The sequence below is a fragment of the Candidatus Nitrotoga sp. 1052 genome (assembly GCF_927312905.1).
Classification (GTDB): Bacteria; Pseudomonadota; Gammaproteobacteria; order Burkholderiales; family Gallionellaceae; genus Nitrotoga.
Genome location: NZ_CAKMHQ010000022.1, coordinates 94,152 through 115,139 on the forward strand (window position 1 = coordinate 94,152; position 20,988 = coordinate 115,139).

Genomic DNA, 20,988 nt, shown 5'->3' on the forward strand with positions numbered 1-20,988 from the left:
GCTTGTGATGTTTGAGTATCCAGTGGAATTGATATCTGCCAAGGGAGGGGGGTTTGTTGTGACTTTTCCCGACGTACCGGAAGCCATTACCCAAGGTGATGATAAGGACGAAGCACTGCAGTATGCCAGTGAGGCGCTGGAAACCGCGCTTGGTTTCTATATCGGAGATCGTCGTCAGCTGCCCTTGCCCTCCATTGCGGCGGGGCGCCCCACTGTTACGCCCGATGCAATAGTAATTGCCAAGATGATTTCGAACTGGCTCTCTATAAAGAAATAACCGAGGGTGGCGTTAAGAAACAGAATAGGCATTTCGCTTAATGCCTTATGCAAAAAGTTATTGGATTTGACGAATTAGATTCAACGATCCCGTTTCACTGTTTCGCATAGTCCTACTTCTCTGTTGGAATATTTAATAGCCTCCCTCAGTTTTCTGACATAACTTCAATCACAAACCTCAATTTAACCTGCCACGCGCAATACAAGCCCCTTGAGATATGCGCCTTCCGGGAAATTCAATAATATCGGGTGATCCGGCGCGGCGTACAGTTTGTGTATGATGTGCGCAGTCACTCCGGCGTCCAAGGCGGCACCGGCAATAATTTTCTGGAACAGGTCATCGTTTATGCCGCCAGAACAAGAATAGGTGGCGAGCATTCCTCCCGGCCTGAGCAGCTTGAAGCCTAGCAGGTTAATATCCTTGTAGCCGCGCGCGGCTTTTTCGGCGAAGGCGGCAGTAGGCGCAAATTTGGGTGGATCGAGGATGATCAGGTTAAATTTGCGGTTCTGGTCGCGCAGCTTGCGCAGTGCCTGGAATACATCGATGCATTGCCATTCAGCGCGACTGGCATCGAGTCCATTAAGTTCCACATTGCGCTGTGCCAGTTGCAGCGCTTCATTCGAAGAATCAATTGAGAGCACTGATTTCGCGCCGCCGCGCAGTGCATACAGCGAGAAACCGCCGCTGTAGCAAAAGCAATTCAGAACATCCTTGTCTTGCGCCAGAGTTCCAATCAGTTCGCGGTTGTCACGCTGGTCGAGATAAAAGCCCGTCTTCTGCCCGTGTGCTACATCCACGGCAAAGTGCAACTTGTGTTCAACAATAGTTAACGATTCGGGTAAGTTGCCACGTAGTATATTATTACGTTCCGGCAAACCTTCTAAGGCACGTGAGTCAGAATCAGAACGCTCGTAAATACAAACCGGTTTGCACATCTCTTGCAGTATGTCGGCGCAAGTGTCGCGCCAGCATTCCGCTCCCGCACTACCAATCTGCATAACCAGCACATCACCATATTGATCTACTACCAACCCGGGCAAGCCATCAGATTCACCATGAATCAGGCGCAGGCCAGTGCTGTGTTGCACCAATTTGAGATCTTTGCGCAATGCCAGTGCATGGGTGATTTTCTTGCGGAAAAAATCTGCATCGATGCTTTGCTCCACGTGCCATGACCATACTCGCGCAGCAATTTGTGAATGTGCATTGTATGCGGCATGAGCGAGAAAAGTGCCTTGTGTTGAGTATATCTGTACCGTATCACCATCAGCAGGTGAGCCTTCCACCCGTTTAATCGCCCCCGAGAATACCCAAGGGTGACGGCGCAGAAGGGATTTTTCCCTCCCCTCCTTGAGAATAATTTTATTCATAAGGTTTTCTTTTTAGCCCGCGGATGCGCGGCATCGTAAATTTTACTGAGGTATTGGAAATCAAGATGAGTGTATACCTGCGTAGTAGAAATGCTGGTATGGCCGAGCATTTCTTGAACTGCCCGTAAATCTCCGCTGGATTGCAACACGTGTGAGGCGAACGAATGGCGCAACAAGTGTGGATGAACACCGCTGGTGATGCCCTGTTTGATACCCCAACCTGACATGCGTAATTGCACCGCACGCGAACCAATGCGGCGACCATTACGGCTAACGAACAATGCCGTTTCATCCTGTTTGGCCAACTGTCCGCGCAGCGCCAGCCAAGCTTGCAACGCGGAGATCGCATAGCTACCCAGCGGTACAATGCGGGTCTTGGCGCCTTTACCAATAACACGTACCGCTGCATCGGCAAAATCAAGCGCAGGAGGATCGAGACTGACCAGCTCTGCCAAGCGCAGGCCGGAAGAATAAAATAACTCAAACATCGCTTTGTCGCGCACCGCCAGAATGTCGCCTGCTGTGGGTAATTCCATCATGCGCACAGCTTCGTCCGGGGAAAGCGCATGCGGCAGATTACGCGCCGATTTGGGCGCACGCAACCCGATGCACGGATTGTCTTTGAACTGGTGATCGCGTATTAGATAAAAATAAAAACCACGCCATGCCGACAGCATGCGTGCCAAACTCTTGCCGCCCAAACCGCTACCGTGCAATTGTGCTACGAAACGGCGAATTTGATGATTTTTAAGTTCGTTTAGGGGTGTAACACCAGCAAGCTTAAACAAACGGCAAATATCACGAGAATAATTTTCCACAGTCAGTGGAGAGTAACGGCGCTCGTTACGCAGATGGTCGAGAAATCCGTGCAGTGCAACTTGGTTAAAAGCAGTAACCTGCGCGGTGCTGTTTATCATCGTTTTATAGTGAGGGGCGTAGCGCGCTGCTCACAATTTCCGCAATACGTTGCAGAAACAACGTACCCATACCGGGATAGAAGCGCTGCGCATCTTCACTAGCCAATATTAAAAGGCCGATGGATTGTTCATTCGCCCGCAGTGGTAAATAAGCAAACGAATGCAAATGAGCCGCGCTTTCGCCAAACCAGGCCAAAGTGTCATGAAGAGCGTGATGAACACAGACGGGATGCAGTTGCTGATCCACAAAGGCAAGCACTTCCAAGCTGGGCGGTAATCCTTTCCAGATGTGCAGTACCACATGTGGCACGGCAAAAATTTCACGCAAATTCTGCGTAATGACATTCTGCAAATTCATCAGGTCACGCACGCCAAATAACGCAAGGGTAAATTGATGTACTTTTTGCTGTAACGAGTCGTTGTCCTGAGCAAGCATTACCATCTCGTGCAGTTTTTTTTCCAGGTTTTTGTTCTGCTCACGCAAAGTTAGTAACTGCCGCTCATTTAATGAAATGGTGCGTCCGCTATACGGATGGGGAATAGTAACTTCCGCTAACATATCAGCATGATCTTCAAAGAACTGTGGATTATTTTGTAAATATAGTGCGATGTCTGCAGATTTCATGTCGTCCTCTTATAAATTTATTTCGCCTTCAAATACAGCAATCGCGGGTCCGGTCATAAATACCGGTGTACCGTTTCCGGCCCAAGCTATATTCAGCACCCCGCCGCGCGTGGCAACATTCACGCGTGCGTCCAACAGGCCGCGACGGATACCGGTTACCACTGCGGCGCATGCGCCAGTGCCGCAAGACAGTGTTTCACCAGCGCCGCGTTCATACACGCGTAATTTGATGTGTTTATGATCCACTATCTGCATGAAGCCTGCATTCACTCGTTGCGAAAAACGTGGGTGTTGTTCAATAAGCGCTCCCTGTATGGCGACTGGTGCATGTTCCACATCAGTCACCACCTGTACTGCATGTGGATTGCCCATCGATAGTGCTGTAATCTGTACTGTCTCGCCCGCGACTTCTAGCGTTTGAATAACGGCATCACTACTGCCAAGAAACGGAATACGTGCAGCCTCAAAAATCGGTGCGCCCATGTTTACGGTAACTTGACCATTGTCCTCAAGGCGCGGTGTAATCAAACCATTTTTTGTTTCTACCACGATCTCACGCTTATGTGTCAATTTGTGATCGTGTACAAAGCGCATAAAGCAGCGCGCGCCATTACCGCATTGTTCCACCTCGCCACCATCCGCATTGAAGATACGATAACGAAAATCTGCATCAGGGTGCTGAGCAATTTCCACTAACAGGATTTGATCACAGCCCACGCCAAAGTGCCGGTCAGCTAACAGGCGCAGCTGCTCTGATGTAAGCTGAATACGCTGGCGCACCCCATTAAGGACTACGAAATCATTACCGGCACCGTGCATTTTGGTAAATTTTAGTCTCATCTCTTCATCTCAGTTAATTGCAATACATAAAGCACCACATTTAAAAAATTTTATCTGAACCAGGGTTGGTAAAACCCTACTTGAATTACAAATTACCCCATAGGTTTTGCGTACTTTTTAATGCTAAATAAATTTTATTAGCAAATGTGTCCCCAGTACCAGCATCAGTATTGCAAAAAGTTTACGCAATAGCCCAATCTTCATGCGATGTACAGCTTTGGCGCCAAGCGGCGCGGTAATAACGCTGGCAAATGCGATCCACAACACCGACGGGAGATACACGAAACCCAGATTAGGAGAGGGTAAGGGGGAACTAAGGCCAGTAATAATATAGCCAGTTGTACCACCTATGGCGACCGGAAAACCGATCGCTGCAGAAGTACCAATTGCATTGCGTATTGGCACATTGCACCAAATTAGAAACGGAACTACAACCGTACCGCCGCCGATAGATACTAGACTACTGATCCAGCCAGTGAACATACCCGTCAGCGTCATACCAGTCATACCGGGTAATTGACGTGAGGCTTGCGGACGCAATTCAAACAAAATTTGAATTGCTGCACAATATACAAATAAAGCAAAAAATATTCCTAGTCCACGCGGCGAAACAGATGCGGCGCATAGCGCACCCAGCGCTGTTCCGAACAAAATGCCGGGAGTCATGGTACGGACCACAACCCAGTTCACCGCACCATGCTGGTGGTGTTTGCGCATGCTAGCGAGGGACGTGAACACAATGGTTGCCATAGAGGTACCAAGCACCAAATGCATGATATAGGGAGCAGGGAAGTGCTGCATTTTGAACAGTATCAGCAATACGGGTACTAGAATGGTTCCGCCACCAATGCCGAACATTCCACTAAATAACCCAACCAATGCCCCCAGCGCGACATAGGCGAAAGCCCATTCCATATTAATCGCGTACCAGATGCTTCAGAATGAATCTCCACTCGGCGGGATCAACCGGTGTGATGGACAATCGATTGCCCCGTTGCAAAACGCGCATGCCTTCCAATTGTGGATGGCGGCGCAGCTCTGCCAATGAAATGAGTTCAATTTTCTTTACCCATTGCACATCTACATTAAACCACCGCGGCGTTTCCTGCGTGGACTTGGGATCGAAATATTTACTATTACGTTTGAACTGAGTTGCATCGGGGTAGGCAGTACTGGAAACGCGCGCGATGCCTGCAATGCCTGGTACAGCACAATTGGAATGATAGAAAAGCACCGCATCGCCTTTGCACATCTGATCGCGCATGAAGTTACGTGCCTGATAGTTACGGACACCGTACCATGCCACGGTCTGGTCAGGCAGGTTAGCGAGGCCATCGATGCTAACGTCGCTCGGTTCAGATTTCATTAGCCAATAACGCACGTTATTCCATTTAAAATTTTAATAAAGTGAATCGATCTGTGAGAGTACTCTTGAGGAAACGATAGCTTGATAGAAGTCTAGAGGCGGCTCTCACCATTACGTCATTCTATTCTGGAGATTGGAGTCGTTGATGTAATGCGCGCGACCTTCTTGCTTATGCCTGTCGGATCTACGTCGTAGCATTTTCAGTGCAAGCACTAGGCTTTACAGATCTCAGCCTGCTCGCCACGCTTGGCGCACCAATAAAAAATAATGCGGCGTAAGCCGCATTTTAAATAAAGACCCCCGCCTGTGCCGTTGACCCAACATCTTGAACCTGGGTTCAAGAGAGCCGGTTCCCAGTTACATCAGGTACATCCACAAGGGATGCGCACAACAGTAACATTAAGGGTCGCGACCTAAGCAGAGCTTATTGGTCCAAAGAATTATGAGCCTGACGAACACCGCAGGGGAAACCTAAAACAACTCATCTTGTTCTGCAAGTAATGCGTCGATGGTTGCCTCCATGGAATTCATTCTACGCTTAAATTCACTCATGTCAAAACCAGTGCCGAGACGTGTGGTTAGTAGTTCATGAGCAATATTCAAGGCAGACATGATTGCAATGCGCTCGATCGTGACAACCTTGCCGATATCGCGAATCTCGTGCATTTTCTTATCAAGATAAGCGACCGCATCAAGCAATTCTGGGCGTTCCACTTCCGAACAGACGACGCGGAATTCCCGGTCGAGGATTGTGACATTAAGCGTTCTTGCACTTTCTCTGCTCATGTTTATTCTTCAGGTAATTGCGCCAGCAGTCGTTCCAAACGCGACTTGACAGAGTCAATCTTGTCGTGGCATTGACGACCTTGACTCAGCGCTTGAGCCAATTCTTGACGCAGGTGATGGTTTTCTTCGCGCAGATGTTTAGCCAATTGCACCAATTGAGCCAACTTGCTTTCCAATGCGTCCAATTCTGCTTGCATGAAGCGAACTATAGTTTAAAAAAACCTGACCAGTCAAATGAGTAACCAAAAATAATTTTAAGTTGTACCGCCAACGGCCTGTTTAACGTGCGCGCTCCATGGAAGCAATCCGGAGCTTGAGTCAGTTTGGCGGGTCAGGTTAGATTGCAGGGTTGAACCATCAAAAATTTGCGCGACCTCTATCGCTACCTTCCAACTTGTAGCTTCTTTCATCATCAGGGGTGGCTGCAAGCGCAGTAGTTGTGCTTCGGTCCTCGGTACAACCTATTATACTTCCCCCCACCGCTTCACTAACATATGCTCCACGCCCAAATGATCGAGTATCTTTGCCACCACAAAATCTACCAAGTCTTGCACACTTTGCGGGTGATAGTAAAAGCCCGGATTGGGCGGCAGGATGACTGCACCGGCATGGCTCAGCTTGAGCATATTTTCCAGATGGATGGCGGAAAACGGAGTTTCGCGCGGCACTAAAATCAATAGGCGCTTCTCCTTGAGCATGACATCGGCTGCACGGGTGATAAGGTCGTCGCTTAACCCCACCGCCACCGCCGCCAGTGTACCCATAGTGCAGGGGCAAATTACCATCGCGTCGCCAGGATTAGAGCCTGAGGCCATGGGTGCGAACCAGTCATCACGCCCGAACACGCGCAATTCGCCGCTCACTTTGCCGAGTCGTTCCGCCAAGATTTTTTCCGCATCTTGCGGACGGTTGGGTAATACAAAATCCAATTCTTGTTTGGCGACTATTTGTGCCGCTTGCGAGTAAACCAGGTGCACGCGCTGACCGCCTTGGAGCAGGCACTCAAGCAGTCGCATGGCGTAGGGTAAGCCGGATGCGCCGGTTAGGGCGAGTACGATAGTTTTCATGTGCTTTTCAACCAGTCAATTTTGGTGCTTCGAGCTCAGTGTTTGGTGCATTCAGGTAGTGTGCCGCGATCAGGCCATTTACTGTACCAAACAGCAGTGCTGCCGTGGCAAAGATAGGAATCAGATAAGCCAGCCCGGTGTGCGGAATAAGCCATAAATACACCAATAATAACTGGCCAGCAATGTGTGCAAATGCGCCGAAGATGCTGTGGGTGACCGGGCCGAACCAGCGCGCCGGCAAATGCTGGCTGATGGCCAGTATGGCGATGCTGCATAGTGCACCGCTTAGGCTGAGAAAAAATCCAGGCGTAAGAAAACTTCCCATAAGCAAGCTGCCCGCCAGCACTCGCAACAGCGATACCCATGCCGCCATGCGCCAGCCGTAGCGTGTAAGTACGATGAGAGTGACAATGTTAGCCAAACCGGGTTTTACGCCAGGTAATGGCGAGGGGATGGCCGCTTCCAGCATTGACAGGCCCATCGCCAATGCCGCCATGCGCGCGATGTGGTGATCCGCTGCGGTAGTTGCGAGTTTAATAGTTAAGGCTGTCATAACGCTTGCCCCTGCCACTCATTTCAACGCTGACCTGGTTGGGCAGGCAGATGGCAATTTCGCCTGCCTGCTTCAGCCAGCCCTGATGCACGCAATATTGGCGCGGGCTGGGATCGGCGGCGATGCGTACCTGCCGGTTGTGTATGGCAATCCGGCTAATACCGAGCGGGCCGGGCACAGAAATAATTTGGTTGCGAGATAGCGGCACTTCACTGAATATTTTGCCGCTGCTGCGAATGATAGCCTTGTCCGCTACGCCGCCTTGCCATAGTGTGACGGTGGTCCATGTAATGCAGAGCACACCGAGTAACAGCACCATCCAATCGCCTATCTTTATGGGCGCTAATGGCAACATGATTATTGATCGTGAATAGCAACGCTAAGCAACATTCCGTCATTCCCGCACTGAAAGACATTCAGTGGATTTAAATCCAAGTTGCTCTGAGAAGCCTGGATTTGCTCCTGTACGGAAATGACGGTTGCTGTAATGAAATTTGTCATAAATTACACAAAAATCAATAAGTGTTACCGAGTTCGCGGTGACGCAGCAGTACTTGCTGTTGCAACTTAAAACAACTCGCAAGCTTTTCCACCAAGTACACCGAGCGATGTTGACCACCTGTGCAACCGAGGGCGATGGTGAGATAGCTGCGGTTATCAGCGATGAAGCAGGGCAGCCACCTCTCGACAAAACTGCGGATGTCTTCGCACATTTTTTGTACATTTTGGTTGCGTTCGAGAAACTCAATCACCGCAGCATCGCGTCCGGTTAGTGGCCGAAGCACGGGATCGTAATGTGGGTTGGGTAGGCAGCGCACGTCGAACACAAAGTCGGCATCAAACGGAATGCCATTCTTAAAACCGAACGATTGGAACAGCAAGGTAATGCGTGCGCGGTCAACCCCCTTAAAATCTTTGACCCAGGCACGCAAGGCATTGGCGCCGAGCTCGCTGGTATCAATACGATGGCCGATGTTACTGATCTCGGCAAGCATTTCGCGCTCGAGTTGCACGCATTCAGGCAAGGTAAGCCCTTCATTGGTCTGCCCCGGAGGTAGAGCATTACGCAGCGGATGGCGGCGACGCGTTTCAGAAAAGCGTTTCACCAGCGTGTCGGTCTGCGCGTCTAGAAAGAGCAAGTGCACATCGATACCCTGCTGCTTAAGTTGTTCAATATAGTGCGGCAGTTGTTTCACGCTGTCGCCGCTACGCACGTCTATGCTGACAGCAATGCGCATGTTACCGGTCTGATGCAGATTTTCCATGAGGACGGGCAACAATGCAGCAGGCAGATTGTCCACACAATAGTAGCCGCTGTCTTCCAGCGCCTTGAGCGCCACGCTTTTTCCTGAGCCGGAGAGGCCGCTGATCAGAAATAATTGCATGATTTATTGCTCCTGCATTTGCTGCTCGTGACGACTGAGAAATTCTTGCATGCTATCGATACCGCGTTGCTGCAGTACAAAATTGCGCGCTGCCGCTTCTACCAGCACCGCAAGGTTGCGCCCGGCCATGACCGGGATGCTCACCGTGCTAATCTTCACGCCAAGGATTTCCTGATGACTAGCCGCTAGCGGCAGGCGTTCCAGATGGGAAAGGTCGCCGCGAAGAGGGCGATGCAGATGCACAATGAGCTTTAAACTTTTTTTGCGCCGCACCGCGGTCTCGCCAAACATGGTTCGAATATTCAGCACACCCAGCCCCCGTACTTCGAGGAAGTCACGCAACAGTTCCGGGCAGCGCCCTTCCAGCGTTTCCGGAGAAATACGGTACAGCTCGGTGATATCGTCCGCCACTAAACCATTGCCGCGTGTGATAAGTTCCAGTCCCAGCTCACTCTTGCCTATTCCGCTATCACCCGTGACCAGCACCCCCACCCCCAGCACGTCAAGAAACACGCCGTGGCGCGTGGTCGATTCCGCCAGCGCTTTGACAATGTAATGACGCACCAGCCACATCAAATGTACGCTGGGCAGAGGAGAACGGAACAGCGGTGTATGTGTGCGGTTAGCGTAAATGATCAACTCCTGCGGGATCTTCTCCGTGCCGGCCACGATCAGGCATAGCGTACCGCCGCGTTCAAGTTGCGTCAGCGCCTCTGTGAACGCGGCGGACGAAAGCCCTTGAAGATGGTCGACTTCGGTTTCACTCAATACCTGCACCCAATTCGGATGGATCAAATTGAGGTGACCAATTAAACCCTTGTTAGAGGCACTGACTAAATCACTATCAAGTATCTTCGCAGCACCATTCGCTCCGGCTACCCAGCTTAATTCCAGCTGCTCCTGCTTGTCCTCGAACAGCTGTTGGATATTGACCTGTGCCATTACTGTTACATCGCCCAGTTAGTAAATAATTGATGAATTACCGCTACATCATTGCTATTCTGTATTTGTTCGCGGAAGGTTTTATCACTGAACATTTGCGCCAGTTCGCCGAGTAGTTGCAGGTGCAAGTCGGTGGCCCGTTCCGGCACCAATAAAACGAAAATCAGGTTAACCGGTTGACCATCTGGTGCGTCGAACGGAATCAATGCTTGGGTCTTGACGAAAGCAGCAATCGCATCACGCAGACCCTTGATGCGACCATGCGGGATAGCCACGCTGTGTCCCAGGCCAGTCGAGCCGAGCTTCTCGCGCGCAAACAGGCTATCGAATACTTGGCTACGTGCGATTTTCTGAGTGTTTTCAAATAACACCCCCACTCTTTCGAAAACCCGTTTTTTACTGGTGGAATCGGCGTCCAATATGACGTTCTCAAGGGGCAGGACTTTGCTGATCAGGTTCATAATTTCAAGCACATCAAAAAAAGGAAGGGGCGGCCATAAGCCGCCCCACTATCATTCTTGCCCTAGTGCAGGGGGATTGCCGGATTCATCATGGCGACGAGCGGCATGTTTTTCTTTATGCTTGATAATTTGGCGATCGAGTTTTTCGATCAGATTATCAATCGCGACATATAAGTTCGTATCATCAGATTCTACAAAAATCGTCTTGCCACTCAGGTGGACGTTGGCCTCGGCCTTTTGTTTCAGTTTTTCCACCGAAAGGACGACATTGACATCAATCATGTTGTCGAAGTGACGTTCGATTTTGTCGAGTTTGCTTATCACGTGCTCGCGAATGGCGGGGGTAATTTCCAAATGATGTCCGCTGAGATTGAGGTTCATGGCCTGCTCCTTATAGTTAGAGTGATTTACGAAGATTAACTGGGAGGATGTTCAGTAATTCCCGGTATTTTGCCACGGTACGCCGGGCAACCAATATGCCCTGCTGTGCCAGGATTCCAGACATGCGGCTGTCGGTTAGGGGGTGACGCGCATCTTCCTGGTTAACAAGCTGCTTGATGAGTGCGCGGATCGCCGTGGAGGAACACGTACCGCCACTTTCAGTCGCGATTCCGCTACCGAAAAAATACTTAAGTTCATAGATGCCACGCGGGGTGAGCATAAATTTTTGCGTAGTCACGCGGGAGATGGTGGATTCATGCAGATCAAGCTGTTCTGCGATTTCGCGCAGTACCAGCGGGCGCATAGCGGTTTCGCCGTGCTCGAAAAAATTGCGTTGGCGATCCACAATTGTCTGCGATACACGCAAAATAGTATCAAAACGCTGTTGCAAATTTTTGATAAACCAGCGCGCTTCCTGCAATTGGCCGGCCAGATGCTGTGTGCTTTTTTCGTTGCCCTGTTGCAAAATATTGGCATACATTTGGTTAACGCGCAGGCGAGGCATGGCACCCTGATTCAGTCGTACATGCCAGCTACCGTGATGGCATTCTACTACCACGTCAGGTACTACATAGTCTGCAGCTCGCTGTTCAAATTCAGCGCCAGGTCTTGGTTGCAGATGGGTGATGAGCGATTGCACGGTGCGCAATGCGTCATCGTCACAGCGAAGAACTTTCTTCAGCTTGGTAAAATCGTGCGCCCCCAGCAGGTTGAGGTGCTGCGTCACCAAGCGCAGTGCCAGATCACGGCATGGGGTATCTTCCGGGAGTGCTTTGAGTTGTAGAGCCAGGCATTCGCTTAAGGTACGTGCGGCTATGCCTGGCTGATCCAGGTGCTGCAATTGCACCAGTGCAGTTTCCAAGTCATCCAAGGTAATGTCGAGTTGTTCCGGCAGCATTTCGACAATTTCTTCCAGCGGCTGTGCCAGATAACCGTTGGCATCCAATGCGTCGATCAACAGACCGATAATTTTTCGGTCGCGCACATCATGCTGGCTCATATTTAGTTGCCAGATGAGATGTTCACGCAGGCTGGGGGTATCTGCTGCAACTTCGGCACGAGCTTCTTTTTCATCATCCGGCCCGTTTGCTGCGGAAAAAGAAGATTCATTCCAGTCTTCTTTTACCCATTCTTCATCGGCCTGTTGCGGCATTTCATCTTTTACTTCGGTATTATCTACAGCATTATCTACAACGGAGGTAGAGGCAGCATCTCCATGAGCATAGGGCTGCATAGCGTCTTCATCTTCACGTTCGAGTAATGGATTTTCGTCCAGCAAGCGTGCCACCTCCTGATTGACTTCCAACGTGGAGAGTTGCAACAGGCGTATGGCTTGCTGTAGCTGGGGGGTAAGCGTCAGTTGCTGGGATTGCTTAAGTTGTAATGTGGGTTTCATTACGCAATTTACGGATAAGAGCGGCGCATAGTGTGCATTTATAGTTTGAAATGCTCGCCAAGATATACTTTTCTCACACCTTCATTATAAATGATTTCCTCGGGTTTGCCTTCTGCCATTACCGACCCGGCATTAATAATATAGGCGCGGTCACAGATTCCCAATGTTTCGCGAACATTGTGGTCGGTAATCAGCACGCCAATGTCACGTTCTTTAAGAAAACGAATGATTTTCTGAATGTCCAGCACGGCAATCGGATCTACCCCTGCAAATGGTTCATCCAGCAGAATGAAGCGTGGATTGGTGGCCAGCGCACGAGCGATTTCGACACGTCGTCGCTCGCCCCCGGACAGGCTGATAGCTGGATTGTTACGTATATGAGTAATATGCAAATCTTCCATCAATTCATCCTGCCGTGCTTGAATTTCATCGTTATCGTAATCTTGTAATTCCAGCACAGCCTGAATATTTTGCGCGACCGTTAGACGGCGAAAAATAGATGCTTCCTGTGGCAGATAGCCCAACCCCAAACGTGCACGGCGATGGATGGGGAGATGAGTAATGTTCTGTCCATTGATGAAAATATCGCCTCCGTCCGCAGCTACCAGCCCGACAATCATGTAAAAGCAAGTGGTCTTTCCAGCACCGTTAGGACCAAGCAGTCCGACTACCTCGCCGCTCTGTACCGACAGGGAAACATCATGCACTACGGTGCGGGAACGATAGCGCTTATTCAGTGCAACGGCGCGCAGCTCGCTCATTGATGTTCGTTAGGCTTGGTTAGTGTCGTTGTCGGCTTGATTGACAGGGGTTCGCCGACTGAAGAGCGCTTGTTTTTAGGTTGGATGATAGCGCGCACGCGCCCCTTGTTGGAGGTAGCGTTTACCTGAAATATCTCAGTTTTGGAGTTATAGGTGATATGTTCACCACGCACTTCATCCTGATCCTGTTTTATGCGCGCCTGACCGAAGAAGTCTATGATTGCGGTCTTGGTGTTATATTCAATGCGCTCACCATACCCTTCCACATATCCGTCAATATTATCGCGCTTCTGGCGAAAACTGGCGGGTTGTCCGGTTGCCGTACCATGCTTGAATCCTTCCTTGTCCTGTACCACGACAACTTTGTCTGCGTTAACGATCATCGTGCCCTGAGTGAGCTGCACCTTGCCTTCAAAAACGCTGATTTGTTTGACGTCGTCAATACTGAGCTGATTTGCTTCCAAATGCATCGGTTTGTCACGGTCGGCAAGTTCCGCTTGGCTGATTGGCATATGGCAGATAAGCTCTATGCAGAGCAGAGTGGCGTATTTAATTTTTGTCGGGCGCATATTCGCTTTTAACTTGCGCAAGTAGTTTTACTATGCGCGCTTTATTATCAAATTTCATACCTACTGCGTGAACAGTGTTGCGTCCATCAATCATCGTTACAGGTTGGTCTGTTTCAGCTAAACCACGGTCAGGGATAACATGCAGATAAGTAGTGGTAAATGTCATTTCTCTTTGCGTGGCACTAGCGGTACGTACGATTTTTACATCGTCGCGCAAAAATATTTCTTCGCCCTTCCCTGACACCATTCCATTATGTGCATAAATATGCATGGGAGGATGGTCTGAATCAAAGCTGGTAAGTTCGGGGGATTCCAGGTAAGTGCTATCATTATCTGGGTAATGCAGCATTTTTTTTGCAGCCATCACGAAACGCGGCTTGCCCTGTTCATTCAGCGTGGTAGCGACAAATTTACTAACTATAAAATCTGGGTCGTGGCGCTTGCTGCTGTCGGGAGTGAACGGCAGCGGCTGTACTTGCTGATTCAGCCAATAAGCCGCTGCCAGCAGCAGCAACAACAACAACAGCGGCAATCCAGCGAGCCAAGCGCGCAAACGATCAATGACGATTGAATAATTCATGCCAAATAAGGCGCGAGTTGCGCATCTAACGTGCCTTGCGCCGACATCAGCAATTCGCATGCTTCACGTACCGCGCCATGCCCGCCGTCACGCTCGGTGATATAGTGAGCGCGGTCGCGCACTGCTTGTGGCGCATTCGGCACGCTGATAGCCAACCCGACACGAAGCATCACCGGCAGATCCATCACGTCGTCGCCCATAAAGGCGACGGCATTCAATGGCAATTTAAGTTGAGCAAGCATTTTTTGCATGCTGGCGAGCTTGTCGTGAACGCCTTGATGCAGGTGCGAGATGCCGAGATGGTGCGCGCGGAGCTCTACACACCGGGAGGTCCGACCAGTAATGATGGCCAGTTCCACACCGGATGCTTTAAGCATTTTTAAGCCATGTCCGTCAAGCGAATTGAAGCGCTTAAATTCTTCACCCGAGTCGGTTAAATAGAGACCACCATCCGTCATGATGCCGTCCACATCAAAGGCGATGAGGCGAATGGATTGTGCTTGATTTAATGACATCAAATCACTTTTGCACGCAGCAGATCATGCATATTCAGAGCGCCTACCAGCTTGTTGTTGGAATCTATCACCAGCATCTGGCTAATGTTATATTGCTCCATAATCTGCACCGCTTCGGCTGCCAGTGCATCCGGCATAATACTGCGCGGATTGCGCGACATGACGGAGCTGATTGAAGTGGTGGTGAAATCAACTCGCTTTTCCAATGTGCGGCGTAAATCCCCATCAGTATAGATGCCCAGCACCTGCCGAGCATCATCTACTACGGCGGTCATGCCTAACCCTTTGCGCGAGATTTCCAGCACTGCCTCGGCCAGCGTTGCATTTTGATGCACAGCAGGAATCCCCTTGTCGGAATGCATAATGTCGCGCACATGGGTAAGCAAACGGCGACCCAAGCTTCCGCCAGGGTGTGAACGAGCAAAATCTTCCTCCCCGAACCCCTTGGCATCCAGCAGTGCCACGGCCAGAGCATCGCCCAATGCTAGCGCTGCCGTGGTGCTGGCGGTAGGAGCAAGCCCCAGCGGGCAAGCCTCCTTGTCCACCGCAGCATCGAGATGCGCGTCCGATGCCTCTGCCAAGCCTGATCGCGGATTGCCTGTCAGGCTAATCAGCCGTGCCCCCTGCCGTTTGATGACTGGCACTATAGTAAGTAATTCCTGATTTTCTCCGGAATACGACAATGCAATAAACACATCGTTAGCGGTGATCATGCCTAAATCGCCGTGGCTAGCTTCGGCGGGATGTACAAAGTACGCTGGAGTACCAGTGCTAGACAGAGTAGCGGCGATCTTGCGTGCAATATGGCCAGATTTACCCATGCCGCTTACAATCACACGGCCTTCACAGGCTAAAATGATGTTTAACGCCTGCAGAAAATTTTCATCAATGCGTTGCGTAAGTGCCAATACAGCTGCAGCTTCAATGTGTAATACCTCGCGAGCTAAATCAAGTGCGCGCGAGGTGGCGAAGATGGCTTTGTTCATGGTGACGAATTATAACAGTGCCATTCGGGTGTGGTGCAATTTTGAAAGAATGGTACGGACGCGAATGATTTCTCCCATACTCCAACGCAATCAGAAAGGCGTTGTATTTGAAATATCCACTTCCCATCTTGTCATAATGTGAGAGATTTCAATATTTTGAACTTCTATTTTGTCCGCCTTACAGGATCTTTCTATTGTCATTGGCACTCTTACTTTCAAAGAGTTTACGACCCCATTCTGAACAGGGCGGACTGCGCATGCGCATGCAAGCCCTCACCAAGGGCCAGCACTGCTGCAATTTCGCCCAGCATCCCTGCACCCTGCGCGGATACTTGGATCAAGCTGCTGCGTTTCTGAAAGTCATACACCCCCAGCGGGGAAGAAAAACGTGCCGTGCCGGAGGTTGGCAGGACGTGATTGGGACCGGCACAATAATCACCGAGCGACTCGGAAGTATAACGACCCAAGAAAATTGCCCCGGCATGCTTGATTTTTGGCAGCCATTGCTGAGGATTGTCCACTGAAAGCTCAAGATGCTCAGGTGCTATACGGTTACTGATAACACAAGCCTCGTCCAAATCAGCCACTTCAATCAAAGCACCGCGGTTCTCTAATGCAGTGCGTATGATGTCACAGCGCGGCATCTGTGCCAGCAGACGATCTGCACTTTGCGCCACGGCTGTAGCAAAAGCAGCATCCGGTGTCAGCAGGATGGCCTGCGCTAATTCATCATGCTCTGCTTGAGAAAATAGATCCATCGCAATCCAGTCCGGATCGGTTTGCCCATCGCAGATCACCAGAATCTCTGATGGCCCTGCCACCATATCAATACCAACTACGCCGAATACGCGGCGCTTGGCGGCGGCCACGTAAGCGTTACCGGGACCGACGATTTTATCTACCCGCGGCACGGTTGCCGTGCCATAAGCCAGTGCAGCAATCGCTTGCGCCCCGCCAATGGTGAACACCCGATCCACCTCAGCCAGATGGGCTGCTGCCAGCACCAGCGCGTTTCGCATTCCGTCCGGGGTCGGTACTACCATAATGAGTTCGCCCACCCCGGCCACTTTCGCTGGTAGCGCATTCATCAGCACTGAAGATGGGTAGGCAGCCTTGCCGCCCGGTACATACAGACCAACCCGATCCAATGGCGTAATCTGCTGACCCAGCAGGGTGCCGTCCGTCTCGGTATAACTCCATGAAACTTGCAACTGCTTTTGATGGTAAGCGGTAACGCGTTGTGCGGCCTGCTCCAGAGCGGCACGCTGTGCGGCGGGCAACCCCTCGAAGGCGGCACGCAAGGCAGCAGGAGGCAGTTCCAGTGCGGCGCTATCATGCACCTCCATGCGATCGAAACGCCGAGTGTATTCGAGTAGAGCTACATCGCCGCGGGTGCGCACATCCGCCAGAATAGCCGCTACAGTCGCGTCCAGCTGGTGATCTTGAGTCGCCTCGAAAGCCAGCAGCCTATCCAGTTGCGTATTGAAATCTAGCTGCCGCGTGGAAAGTCGTCTGATATTCATTGAACTACCGCCAAGGAAAACGCGTCCAGCATGGGCTGAATAGCCGCATGTTTGAGTTTAAGTGAGGCCTGATTCACCACCAGACGCGAAGAAATCGCAGAGACCTCTTCTACCGCCTTGAGGTGATTGGCCTTCAGTGTGTTGCCGCTGCTGACCAAATCCACGATTGCATCCGACAAGCCGACCAGTGGAGCCAGCTCCATCGAACCATACAATTTTATCAAATCCACATGCACACCTTTAGCCGCAAAATGCTCACGTGCAGTCTGCACGTATTTGGTCGCCACACGCAGGCGCGCGCCCTGACGCACTGCCGATTCATAATCAAAATCATTCCTTACTGCCACCATCATGCGGCAACGCGCAATATTCAAATCCAGCGGCTGATACAAGCCGGTGCCGCCATGCTCGTCGAGGACATCCTTGCCCGCGATCCCCAAATCAGCAGCCCCGTATTGCACATAGGTCGGCACATCGGAAGCACGCACGATGATAAGACGCACGTCGGCACGATTGGTGGATAAAATCAACTTGCGCGTAGGTTCCGGGGCTTCCAGCGGCGTGATACCCGCCGCCTGCAACAACGGCAAGGTCTCTTCAAAGATGCGCCCTTTGGATAAGGCGATGGTAATCATGCGGTATCTTTCATTTATTTGATGCGAAATATGTTCGCTCCGAGTTGCGACAATTTTATCTCTATATGTTCATAACCACGATCCAGATGGTAAATGCGATCAATCACGGTTTCGCCCTGCGCCACCAATCCGGCAATAACCAGGCAAGCAGATGCACGCAAGTCCGTTGCCATCACCGTTGCGCCTTCCAGATGATCGACCCCGTGAACCAAGGCAGTATTACCTTCCACGTCAATCCTTGCACCAAGACGGCGCAATTCTTGCACATGCATAAAACGATTTTCAAAAATCGTTTCCACTACCATCGCGCTGCTCTCTGCAATAACATTCAACGCCATAAATTGTGCTTGCATATCAGTAGGGAATGCTGGATACGGCGCAGTACGCACGTTCACCGATCTGGGCCGATCCGTCATGTTCAAGTGGATACTCTCACTATCGCTACGGATGTGCGCGCCGGCTTCAGCAAGTTTTTCCAGTACGGAATCGAGGATATCCGCTCGTGTATCGAGTAACACGATGCTACCGCCCGTTGCTGCTGCCGCCACTAGAAAAGTCCCACTCTCGATACGATCCGGCATGATGCGATGGGCTGCACCGTGCAATCTGTCCACACCCGTTATGACAATCGTGTGGCTGCCTGCCCCCTCTATTTTCGCACCCATTGCAATCAGGCAATGCGCTAAATCCACCACTTCCGGTTCGCGCGCCGCATTTTCCAGCACCGTTACCCCTTCTGCCAAAGCAGCAGCCATCATCAGATTTTCTGTGCTGGTCACACTGACGATGTCGAATAAAATCCGTGCACCTTTGAGGCGTTTTGCCTGTGCATGAATGTAGCCATGCTCAATGAAAATTGTAGCGCCCATTGCCTGCAGACCCTTGATGTGAATATCGACGGGGCGCGAACCGATGGCGCAACCACCCGGCATGGATACGCGCGCCTCACCGAAGCGCGCCACCAGAGGGCCTAGCACTAGCACTGCGGCACGCATGGTCTTTACCATGTCATAAGGCGCTTCCAGCTTATCCACTTGCGCGCCGTGCAAAGCCATCTCGTCACCTTGTACAGCAGCCTTCACGCCCATCTGCTCCAACAATTTACGCATGGTTGCGACATCGTGCAAATCCGGCATGTTGCTTAACTGCAAGACATCACTCGTCAGCAAGCTGGCACACATAATAGGCAACGCCGCGTTCTTGGCACCGGAAATACGCACTTCGCCGCGCAATGGAATGCCACCTTGTACAACTAATTTTTGCATGCTGGCATCTTTAAAAATCTCGATTTCATCTTAATGTATTCTTGCCATACCTTCGTTGTGTCAGTATCGCAATTTATATCCGGACTTTAACAACCCCAAAGACAACAGCGTCAGACCAAGCATACACCCGCCCGCCACCATAAAACTCACCCAAGGAGAAATGTCCGACACGCCGAAAAATCCATAACGAAAACCATCTATCATATAAAAAAATGGGTTAAAACGCGACAACGCCTGCCAAAAAGGCGGCAGCGAGTGAATGGAATAGAATACGCCGGACAAAAAGGTCAACGGCATGATAATGAAATTTTGGAATCCCGCGAGTTGATCGAATTTTTCTGCCCACATCCCGGCCACCACCCCCAGTGAGCCAAGCATCGCGCTACCCAGAACGGCGAACAATATAATCCAGATTGGAAACATTAACGGCGGCTGGGCAAACCACAGTGCGGCCAAATATACGCCTATGCCGACCACCAAGCCGCGCAGCATGGAAGCGAGCACATATGCCGCAAAGAATTCCCAATAGGCAATCGGCGCCAGCAGCACGAACACGATATTGCCAGTAATCTTGGACTGAATCAGGCTGGAAGAACTGTTGGCAAAAGCGTTCTGCAACATTGCCATCATCATCAGTCCCGGAATAAGGAAGGCAGTGTAATGTACCCCCGGATATACCTCGACATGCTGTGCCAGCACATGCGAAAAAATTAGCAGATAGAGCAATGCGGTCAACACTGGAGCCAGCACGGTCTGGAAGCCCACCTTCCACACCCGGAATACCTCCTTGTAGAGCAGACTGTAAAAACTCAACGCCCGCCTCACTGCACGGCCCGCCCCACCAAACGCAGGAAGACTTCTTCCAAATCGGGCTGCTGCAAGGTCATCTCCTGCACCGCAACCCCTGCCACACGCAGTTCCGCCAGCATTGACTCCAATGCTTGATAGGATGGCAATGACAGCAGGTAATCACCGTCCGTCTGTTCGACCACCTGCGGTAGCAATGTGGCCGGTAAACAACCCGCGAGCTTCAGCCTGACGCGACAACCGGCCAGGCTACTAAGTAGATTTTGTGTGCTATCCAGCGCTACAATCCGGCCATGCTTGAGCATGGCAATTCGTGTGCATAAAGCTTCCGCTTCTTCCAGATAATGGGTAGTTAACAGAACGGTGTGCCCATCGCGGTTAAGCTGCTGAATGAAGCGCCATAACGATTGACGCAGTTCCACGTCCACCCCGGCAGTCGGCTCATCCAACACAATAACGGGCGGCTTATGCACCAGGGCCTGCGCCACCAACACACGGCGCTTCATACCACCGGACAGGCGGCGCATATTGGTATCGGCCTTACCGGTCAAATCCAGGTGGTGCATCACCTCATCGATCCAGGTGTCGTTACGACGCAATCCAAAAAAGCCGGACTGCAAACGCAACGTTTCGCGCACTGTGAAAAAAGGATCAAACGCCAGTTCTTGCGGCACCACACCCAACAGGCGGCGGCTGGCACGATATTGCTTGACTACATCGTGCCCCAGCACAGATAGCTGCCCATCATCTGGCAATGCAAGTCCGGCCAGCAGGTTAATCAGAGTGGTTTTGCCCGCACCGTTGGGGCCAAGCAAACCGAAAAACTCACCCTGCTCGATACGCAAATCCACGCCGTCCAATGCTTGTAATTGGCCATAGCGCTTGCGTGCTTGACGCACATCAATGGCAGGTGGCATCAAA

Annotated in this window: 27 protein-coding genes and 1 other RNA gene; 1 reads left to right on the top strand and 27 read right to left on the bottom strand. The window is 51.1% G+C overall.

The window, feature by feature from the left end; all coding sequences use genetic code 11:
- Positions 1 to 7: 7 nt before the first annotated feature.
- A complete protein-coding gene (locus tag MJ768_RS04520) occupies positions 8 to 277 on the top strand; it encodes a type II toxin-antitoxin system HicB family antitoxin (protein ID WP_239288343.1) in 270 nt (89 codons plus the stop codon).
- Between the two features lie 182 nt (positions 278 to 459).
- On the opposite strand, the gene MJ768_RS04525 is transcribed toward MJ768_RS04520, so the two are convergent.
- From MJ768_RS04525 to MJ768_RS04655, 27 genes are all read right to left on the bottom strand, one after another.
- Positions 460 to 1,647, bottom strand: coding sequence for a class I SAM-dependent rRNA methyltransferase (locus MJ768_RS04525; protein ID WP_239288344.1), 1,188 nt, complete (start codon positions 1,645 to 1,647; stop codon positions 460 to 462).
- Entirely contained in the window at positions 1,644 to 2,564 is a 921-nt protein-coding gene (xerC, locus tag MJ768_RS04530; RefSeq protein WP_239288345.1) for a tyrosine recombinase XerC, read from the bottom strand. Before xerC ends, MJ768_RS04525 begins: the two co-directional genes overlap by 4 nt.
- 4 nt (positions 2,565 to 2,568) lie before the next feature.
- A complete protein-coding gene (locus tag MJ768_RS04535) occupies positions 2,569 to 3,189 on the bottom strand; it encodes a DUF484 family protein (RefSeq protein WP_239288346.1) in 621 nt (206 codons plus the stop codon).
- A 9-nt stretch (positions 3,190 to 3,198) separates the two neighbouring features.
- Positions 3,199 to 4,029 (bottom strand): diaminopimelate epimerase, encoded by an 831-nt coding sequence (dapF, locus tag MJ768_RS04540; protein ID WP_239288350.1) that lies wholly within the window; start codon positions 4,027 to 4,029, stop codon positions 3,199 to 3,201.
- A gap of 123 nt (positions 4,030 to 4,152) precedes the next feature.
- On the bottom strand, positions 4,153 to 4,944 hold the full coding sequence (locus MJ768_RS04545; RefSeq protein ID WP_239288351.1) for a sulfite exporter TauE/SafE family protein: 792 nt from the start codon (positions 4,942 to 4,944) through the stop codon (positions 4,153 to 4,155).
- A gap of 1 nt (position 4,945) precedes the next feature.
- Positions 4,946 to 5,410, bottom strand: coding sequence for an EVE domain-containing protein (locus MJ768_RS04550; protein ID WP_239288352.1), 465 nt, complete (start codon positions 5,408 to 5,410; stop codon positions 4,946 to 4,948).
- 278 nt (positions 5,411 to 5,688) lie between these two features.
- A non-coding RNA gene (gene ssrS / locus MJ768_RS04555) (6S RNA) lies at positions 5,689 to 5,865 on the bottom strand.
- Between the two features lies 1 nt (position 5,866).
- Entirely contained in the window at positions 5,867 to 6,181 is a 315-nt protein-coding gene (locus MJ768_RS04560) for a cell division protein ZapA (protein ID WP_239288353.1), read from the bottom strand.
- Positions 6,182 to 6,183: 2 nt separating this feature from the next.
- Positions 6,184 to 6,378, bottom strand: coding sequence for a DNA replication initiation control protein YabA (locus MJ768_RS04565; protein WP_239288354.1), 195 nt, complete (start codon positions 6,376 to 6,378; stop codon positions 6,184 to 6,186).
- A gap of 267 nt (positions 6,379 to 6,645) precedes the next feature.
- Positions 6,646 to 7,248: a flavin prenyltransferase UbiX gene (locus MJ768_RS04570; protein ID WP_239288357.1), complete on the bottom strand. Its 603-nt coding sequence runs from the start codon at positions 7,246 to 7,248 to the stop codon at positions 6,646 to 6,648.
- Between the two features lie 7 nt (positions 7,249 to 7,255).
- Positions 7,256 to 7,801: a Gx transporter family protein gene (locus MJ768_RS04575; protein ID WP_239288358.1), complete on the bottom strand. Its 546-nt coding sequence runs from the start codon at positions 7,799 to 7,801 to the stop codon at positions 7,256 to 7,258.
- On the bottom strand, positions 7,782 to 8,120 hold the full coding sequence (locus MJ768_RS04580) for a NusG domain II-containing protein (protein ID WP_239288359.1): 339 nt from the start codon (positions 8,118 to 8,120) through the stop codon (positions 7,782 to 7,784). Before MJ768_RS04580 ends, MJ768_RS04575 begins: the two co-directional genes overlap by 20 nt.
- Before the next feature lie 196 nt (positions 8,121 to 8,316).
- Complete coding sequence (rapZ, locus tag MJ768_RS04585) at positions 8,317 to 9,186, bottom strand: RNase adapter RapZ (protein WP_239288360.1); 870 nt, start codon at positions 9,184 to 9,186, stop codon at positions 8,317 to 8,319.
- Between the two features lie 3 nt (positions 9,187 to 9,189).
- Positions 9,190 to 10,128, bottom strand: coding sequence for an HPr(Ser) kinase/phosphatase (gene hprK, locus MJ768_RS04590; RefSeq protein WP_239288361.1), 939 nt, complete (start codon positions 10,126 to 10,128; stop codon positions 9,190 to 9,192).
- 5 nt (positions 10,129 to 10,133) lie between these two features.
- A complete protein-coding gene (locus MJ768_RS04595) occupies positions 10,134 to 10,589 on the bottom strand; it encodes a PTS sugar transporter subunit IIA (protein WP_239288362.1) in 456 nt (151 codons plus the stop codon).
- Between the two features lie 51 nt (positions 10,590 to 10,640).
- Positions 10,641 to 10,970: a ribosome hibernation-promoting factor, HPF/YfiA family gene (gene hpf, locus MJ768_RS04600; protein WP_239288368.1), complete on the bottom strand. Its 330-nt coding sequence runs from the start codon at positions 10,968 to 10,970 to the stop codon at positions 10,641 to 10,643.
- Positions 10,971 to 10,986: 16 nt separating this feature from the next.
- The gene (locus tag MJ768_RS04605) at positions 10,987 to 12,426 is read right to left on the bottom strand and encodes an RNA polymerase factor sigma-54 (RefSeq protein ID WP_239288369.1); all 1,440 of its coding nucleotides are present in this window, start codon (positions 12,424 to 12,426) and stop codon (positions 10,987 to 10,989) included.
- Between the two features lie 38 nt (positions 12,427 to 12,464).
- Positions 12,465 to 13,187, bottom strand: a complete 723-nt coding sequence (gene lptB, locus MJ768_RS04610; protein WP_239288374.1) for an LPS export ABC transporter ATP-binding protein — start codon at positions 13,185 to 13,187, stop codon at positions 12,465 to 12,467.
- Positions 13,184 to 13,699: a lipopolysaccharide transport periplasmic protein LptA gene (gene lptA, locus MJ768_RS04615; protein WP_239288381.1), complete on the bottom strand. Its 516-nt coding sequence runs from the start codon at positions 13,697 to 13,699 to the stop codon at positions 13,184 to 13,186. The genes lptB and lptA overlap by 4 nt, the downstream gene beginning before the upstream one ends.
- A 37-nt stretch (positions 13,700 to 13,736) precedes the next feature.
- Positions 13,737 to 14,336, bottom strand: coding sequence for an LPS export ABC transporter periplasmic protein LptC (lptC, locus tag MJ768_RS04620; protein ID WP_239288383.1), 600 nt, complete (start codon positions 14,334 to 14,336; stop codon positions 13,737 to 13,739).
- Positions 14,333 to 14,851: a KdsC family phosphatase gene (locus tag MJ768_RS04625; protein ID WP_239288385.1), complete on the bottom strand. Its 519-nt coding sequence runs from the start codon at positions 14,849 to 14,851 to the stop codon at positions 14,333 to 14,335. Before MJ768_RS04625 ends, lptC begins: the two co-directional genes overlap by 4 nt.
- On the bottom strand, positions 14,851 to 15,837 hold the full coding sequence (locus MJ768_RS04630; RefSeq protein ID WP_239288387.1) for a KpsF/GutQ family sugar-phosphate isomerase: 987 nt from the start codon (positions 15,835 to 15,837) through the stop codon (positions 14,851 to 14,853). The genes MJ768_RS04625 and MJ768_RS04630 overlap by 1 nt, the downstream gene beginning before the upstream one ends.
- Positions 15,838 to 16,061: 224 nt before the next feature.
- Positions 16,062 to 17,360 carry a histidinol dehydrogenase gene (hisD, locus tag MJ768_RS04635; RefSeq protein WP_239288389.1) on the bottom strand — a complete coding sequence of 433 codons (1,299 nt, stop codon included), beginning with the start codon at positions 17,358 to 17,360 and terminating at the stop codon, positions 16,062 to 16,064.
- Positions 17,357 to 17,995 carry an ATP phosphoribosyltransferase gene (gene hisG / locus MJ768_RS04640; protein ID WP_239288395.1) on the bottom strand — a complete coding sequence of 213 codons (639 nt, stop codon included), beginning with the start codon at positions 17,993 to 17,995 and terminating at the stop codon, positions 17,357 to 17,359. The genes hisD and hisG overlap by 4 nt, the downstream gene beginning before the upstream one ends.
- Positions 17,996 to 18,009: 14 nt before the next feature.
- Complete coding sequence (gene murA, locus MJ768_RS04645; RefSeq protein WP_239288401.1) at positions 18,010 to 19,260, bottom strand: UDP-N-acetylglucosamine 1-carboxyvinyltransferase; 1,251 nt, start codon at positions 19,258 to 19,260, stop codon at positions 18,010 to 18,012.
- Positions 19,261 to 19,320: 60 nt separating this feature from the next.
- Positions 19,321 to 20,073 (bottom strand): ABC transporter permease, encoded by a 753-nt coding sequence (locus MJ768_RS04650; RefSeq protein ID WP_239288402.1) that lies wholly within the window; start codon positions 20,071 to 20,073, stop codon positions 19,321 to 19,323.
- Between the two features lie 8 nt (positions 20,074 to 20,081).
- Entirely contained in the window at positions 20,082 to 20,984 is a 903-nt protein-coding gene (locus tag MJ768_RS04655) for an ABC transporter ATP-binding protein (RefSeq protein ID WP_305855907.1), read from the bottom strand.
- Between the last annotated feature and the right edge of the window lie 4 nt (positions 20,985 to 20,988).

Coding starts and splice junctions, on each gene's coding strand:
- lptC (WP_239288383.1), bottom strand. CDS start 14,336: ATGAATTATTCAATCGTCATTGATCGTTTGCGCGCTTGGCTCGCTGGA.
- rapZ (WP_239288360.1), bottom strand. CDS start 9,186: ATGCAATTATTTCTGATCAGCGGCCTCTCCGGCTCAGGAAAAAGCGTG.
- MJ768_RS04580 (WP_239288359.1), bottom strand. CDS start 8,120: ATGGTGCTGTTACTCGGTGTGCTCTGCATTACATGGACCACCGTCACA.
- dapF (WP_239288350.1), bottom strand. CDS start 4,029: ATGAGACTAAAATTTACCAAAATGCACGGTGCCGGTAATGATTTCGTA.
- hisD (WP_239288389.1), bottom strand. CDS start 17,360: ATGAATATCAGACGACTTTCCACGCGGCAGCTAGATTTCAATACGCAA.
- hprK (WP_239288361.1), bottom strand. CDS start 10,128: ATGGCACAGGTCAATATCCAACAGCTGTTCGAGGACAAGCAGGAGCAG.
- MJ768_RS04655 (WP_305855907.1), bottom strand. CDS start 20,984: ATGCCACCTGCCATTGATGTGCGTCAAGCACGCAAGCGCTATGGCCAA.
- MJ768_RS04630 (WP_239288387.1), bottom strand. CDS start 15,837: ATGAACAAAGCCATCTTCGCCACCTCGCGCGCACTTGATTTAGCTCGC.
- murA (WP_239288401.1), bottom strand. CDS start 19,260: ATGCAAAAATTAGTTGTACAAGGTGGCATTCCATTGCGCGGCGAAGTG.
- MJ768_RS04575 (WP_239288358.1), bottom strand. CDS start 7,801: ATGACAGCCTTAACTATTAAACTCGCAACTACCGCAGCGGATCACCAC.
- MJ768_RS04625 (WP_239288385.1), bottom strand. CDS start 14,851: ATGTCATTAAATCAAGCACAATCCATTCGCCTCATCGCCTTTGATGTG.
- MJ768_RS04560 (WP_239288353.1), bottom strand. CDS start 6,181: ATGAGCAGAGAAAGTGCAAGAACGCTTAATGTCACAATCCTCGACCGG.
- lptB (WP_239288374.1), bottom strand. CDS start 13,187: ATGAGCGAGCTGCGCGCCGTTGCACTGAATAAGCGCTATCGTTCCCGC.
- xerC (WP_239288345.1), bottom strand. CDS start 2,564: ATGATAAACAGCACCGCGCAGGTTACTGCTTTTAACCAAGTTGCACTG.
- MJ768_RS04595 (WP_239288362.1), bottom strand. CDS start 10,589: ATGAACCTGATCAGCAAAGTCCTGCCCCTTGAGAACGTCATATTGGAC.
- MJ768_RS04605 (WP_239288369.1), bottom strand. CDS start 12,426: ATGAAACCCACATTACAACTTAAGCAATCCCAGCAACTGACGCTTACC.
- hpf (WP_239288368.1), bottom strand. CDS start 10,970: ATGAACCTCAATCTCAGCGGACATCATTTGGAAATTACCCCCGCCATT.
- lptA (WP_239288381.1), bottom strand. CDS start 13,699: ATGCCAATCAGCCAAGCGGAACTTGCCGACCGTGACAAACCGATGCAT.
- MJ768_RS04570 (WP_239288357.1), bottom strand. CDS start 7,248: ATGAAAACTATCGTACTCGCCCTAACCGGCGCATCCGGCTTACCCTAC.
- MJ768_RS04525 (WP_239288344.1), bottom strand. CDS start 1,647: ATGAATAAAATTATTCTCAAGGAGGGGAGGGAAAAATCCCTTCTGCGC.
- MJ768_RS04535 (WP_239288346.1), bottom strand. CDS start 3,189: ATGAAATCTGCAGACATCGCACTATATTTACAAAATAATCCACAGTTC.
- MJ768_RS04545 (WP_239288351.1), bottom strand. CDS start 4,944: ATGGAATGGGCTTTCGCCTATGTCGCGCTGGGGGCATTGGTTGGGTTA.
- MJ768_RS04520 (WP_239288343.1), top strand. CDS start 8: ATGTTTGAGTATCCAGTGGAATTGATATCTGCCAAGGGAGGGGGGTTT.
- MJ768_RS04565 (WP_239288354.1), bottom strand. CDS start 6,378: ATGCAAGCAGAATTGGACGCATTGGAAAGCAAGTTGGCTCAATTGGTG.
- hisG (WP_239288395.1), bottom strand. CDS start 17,995: ATGATTACCATCGCCTTATCCAAAGGGCGCATCTTTGAAGAGACCTTG.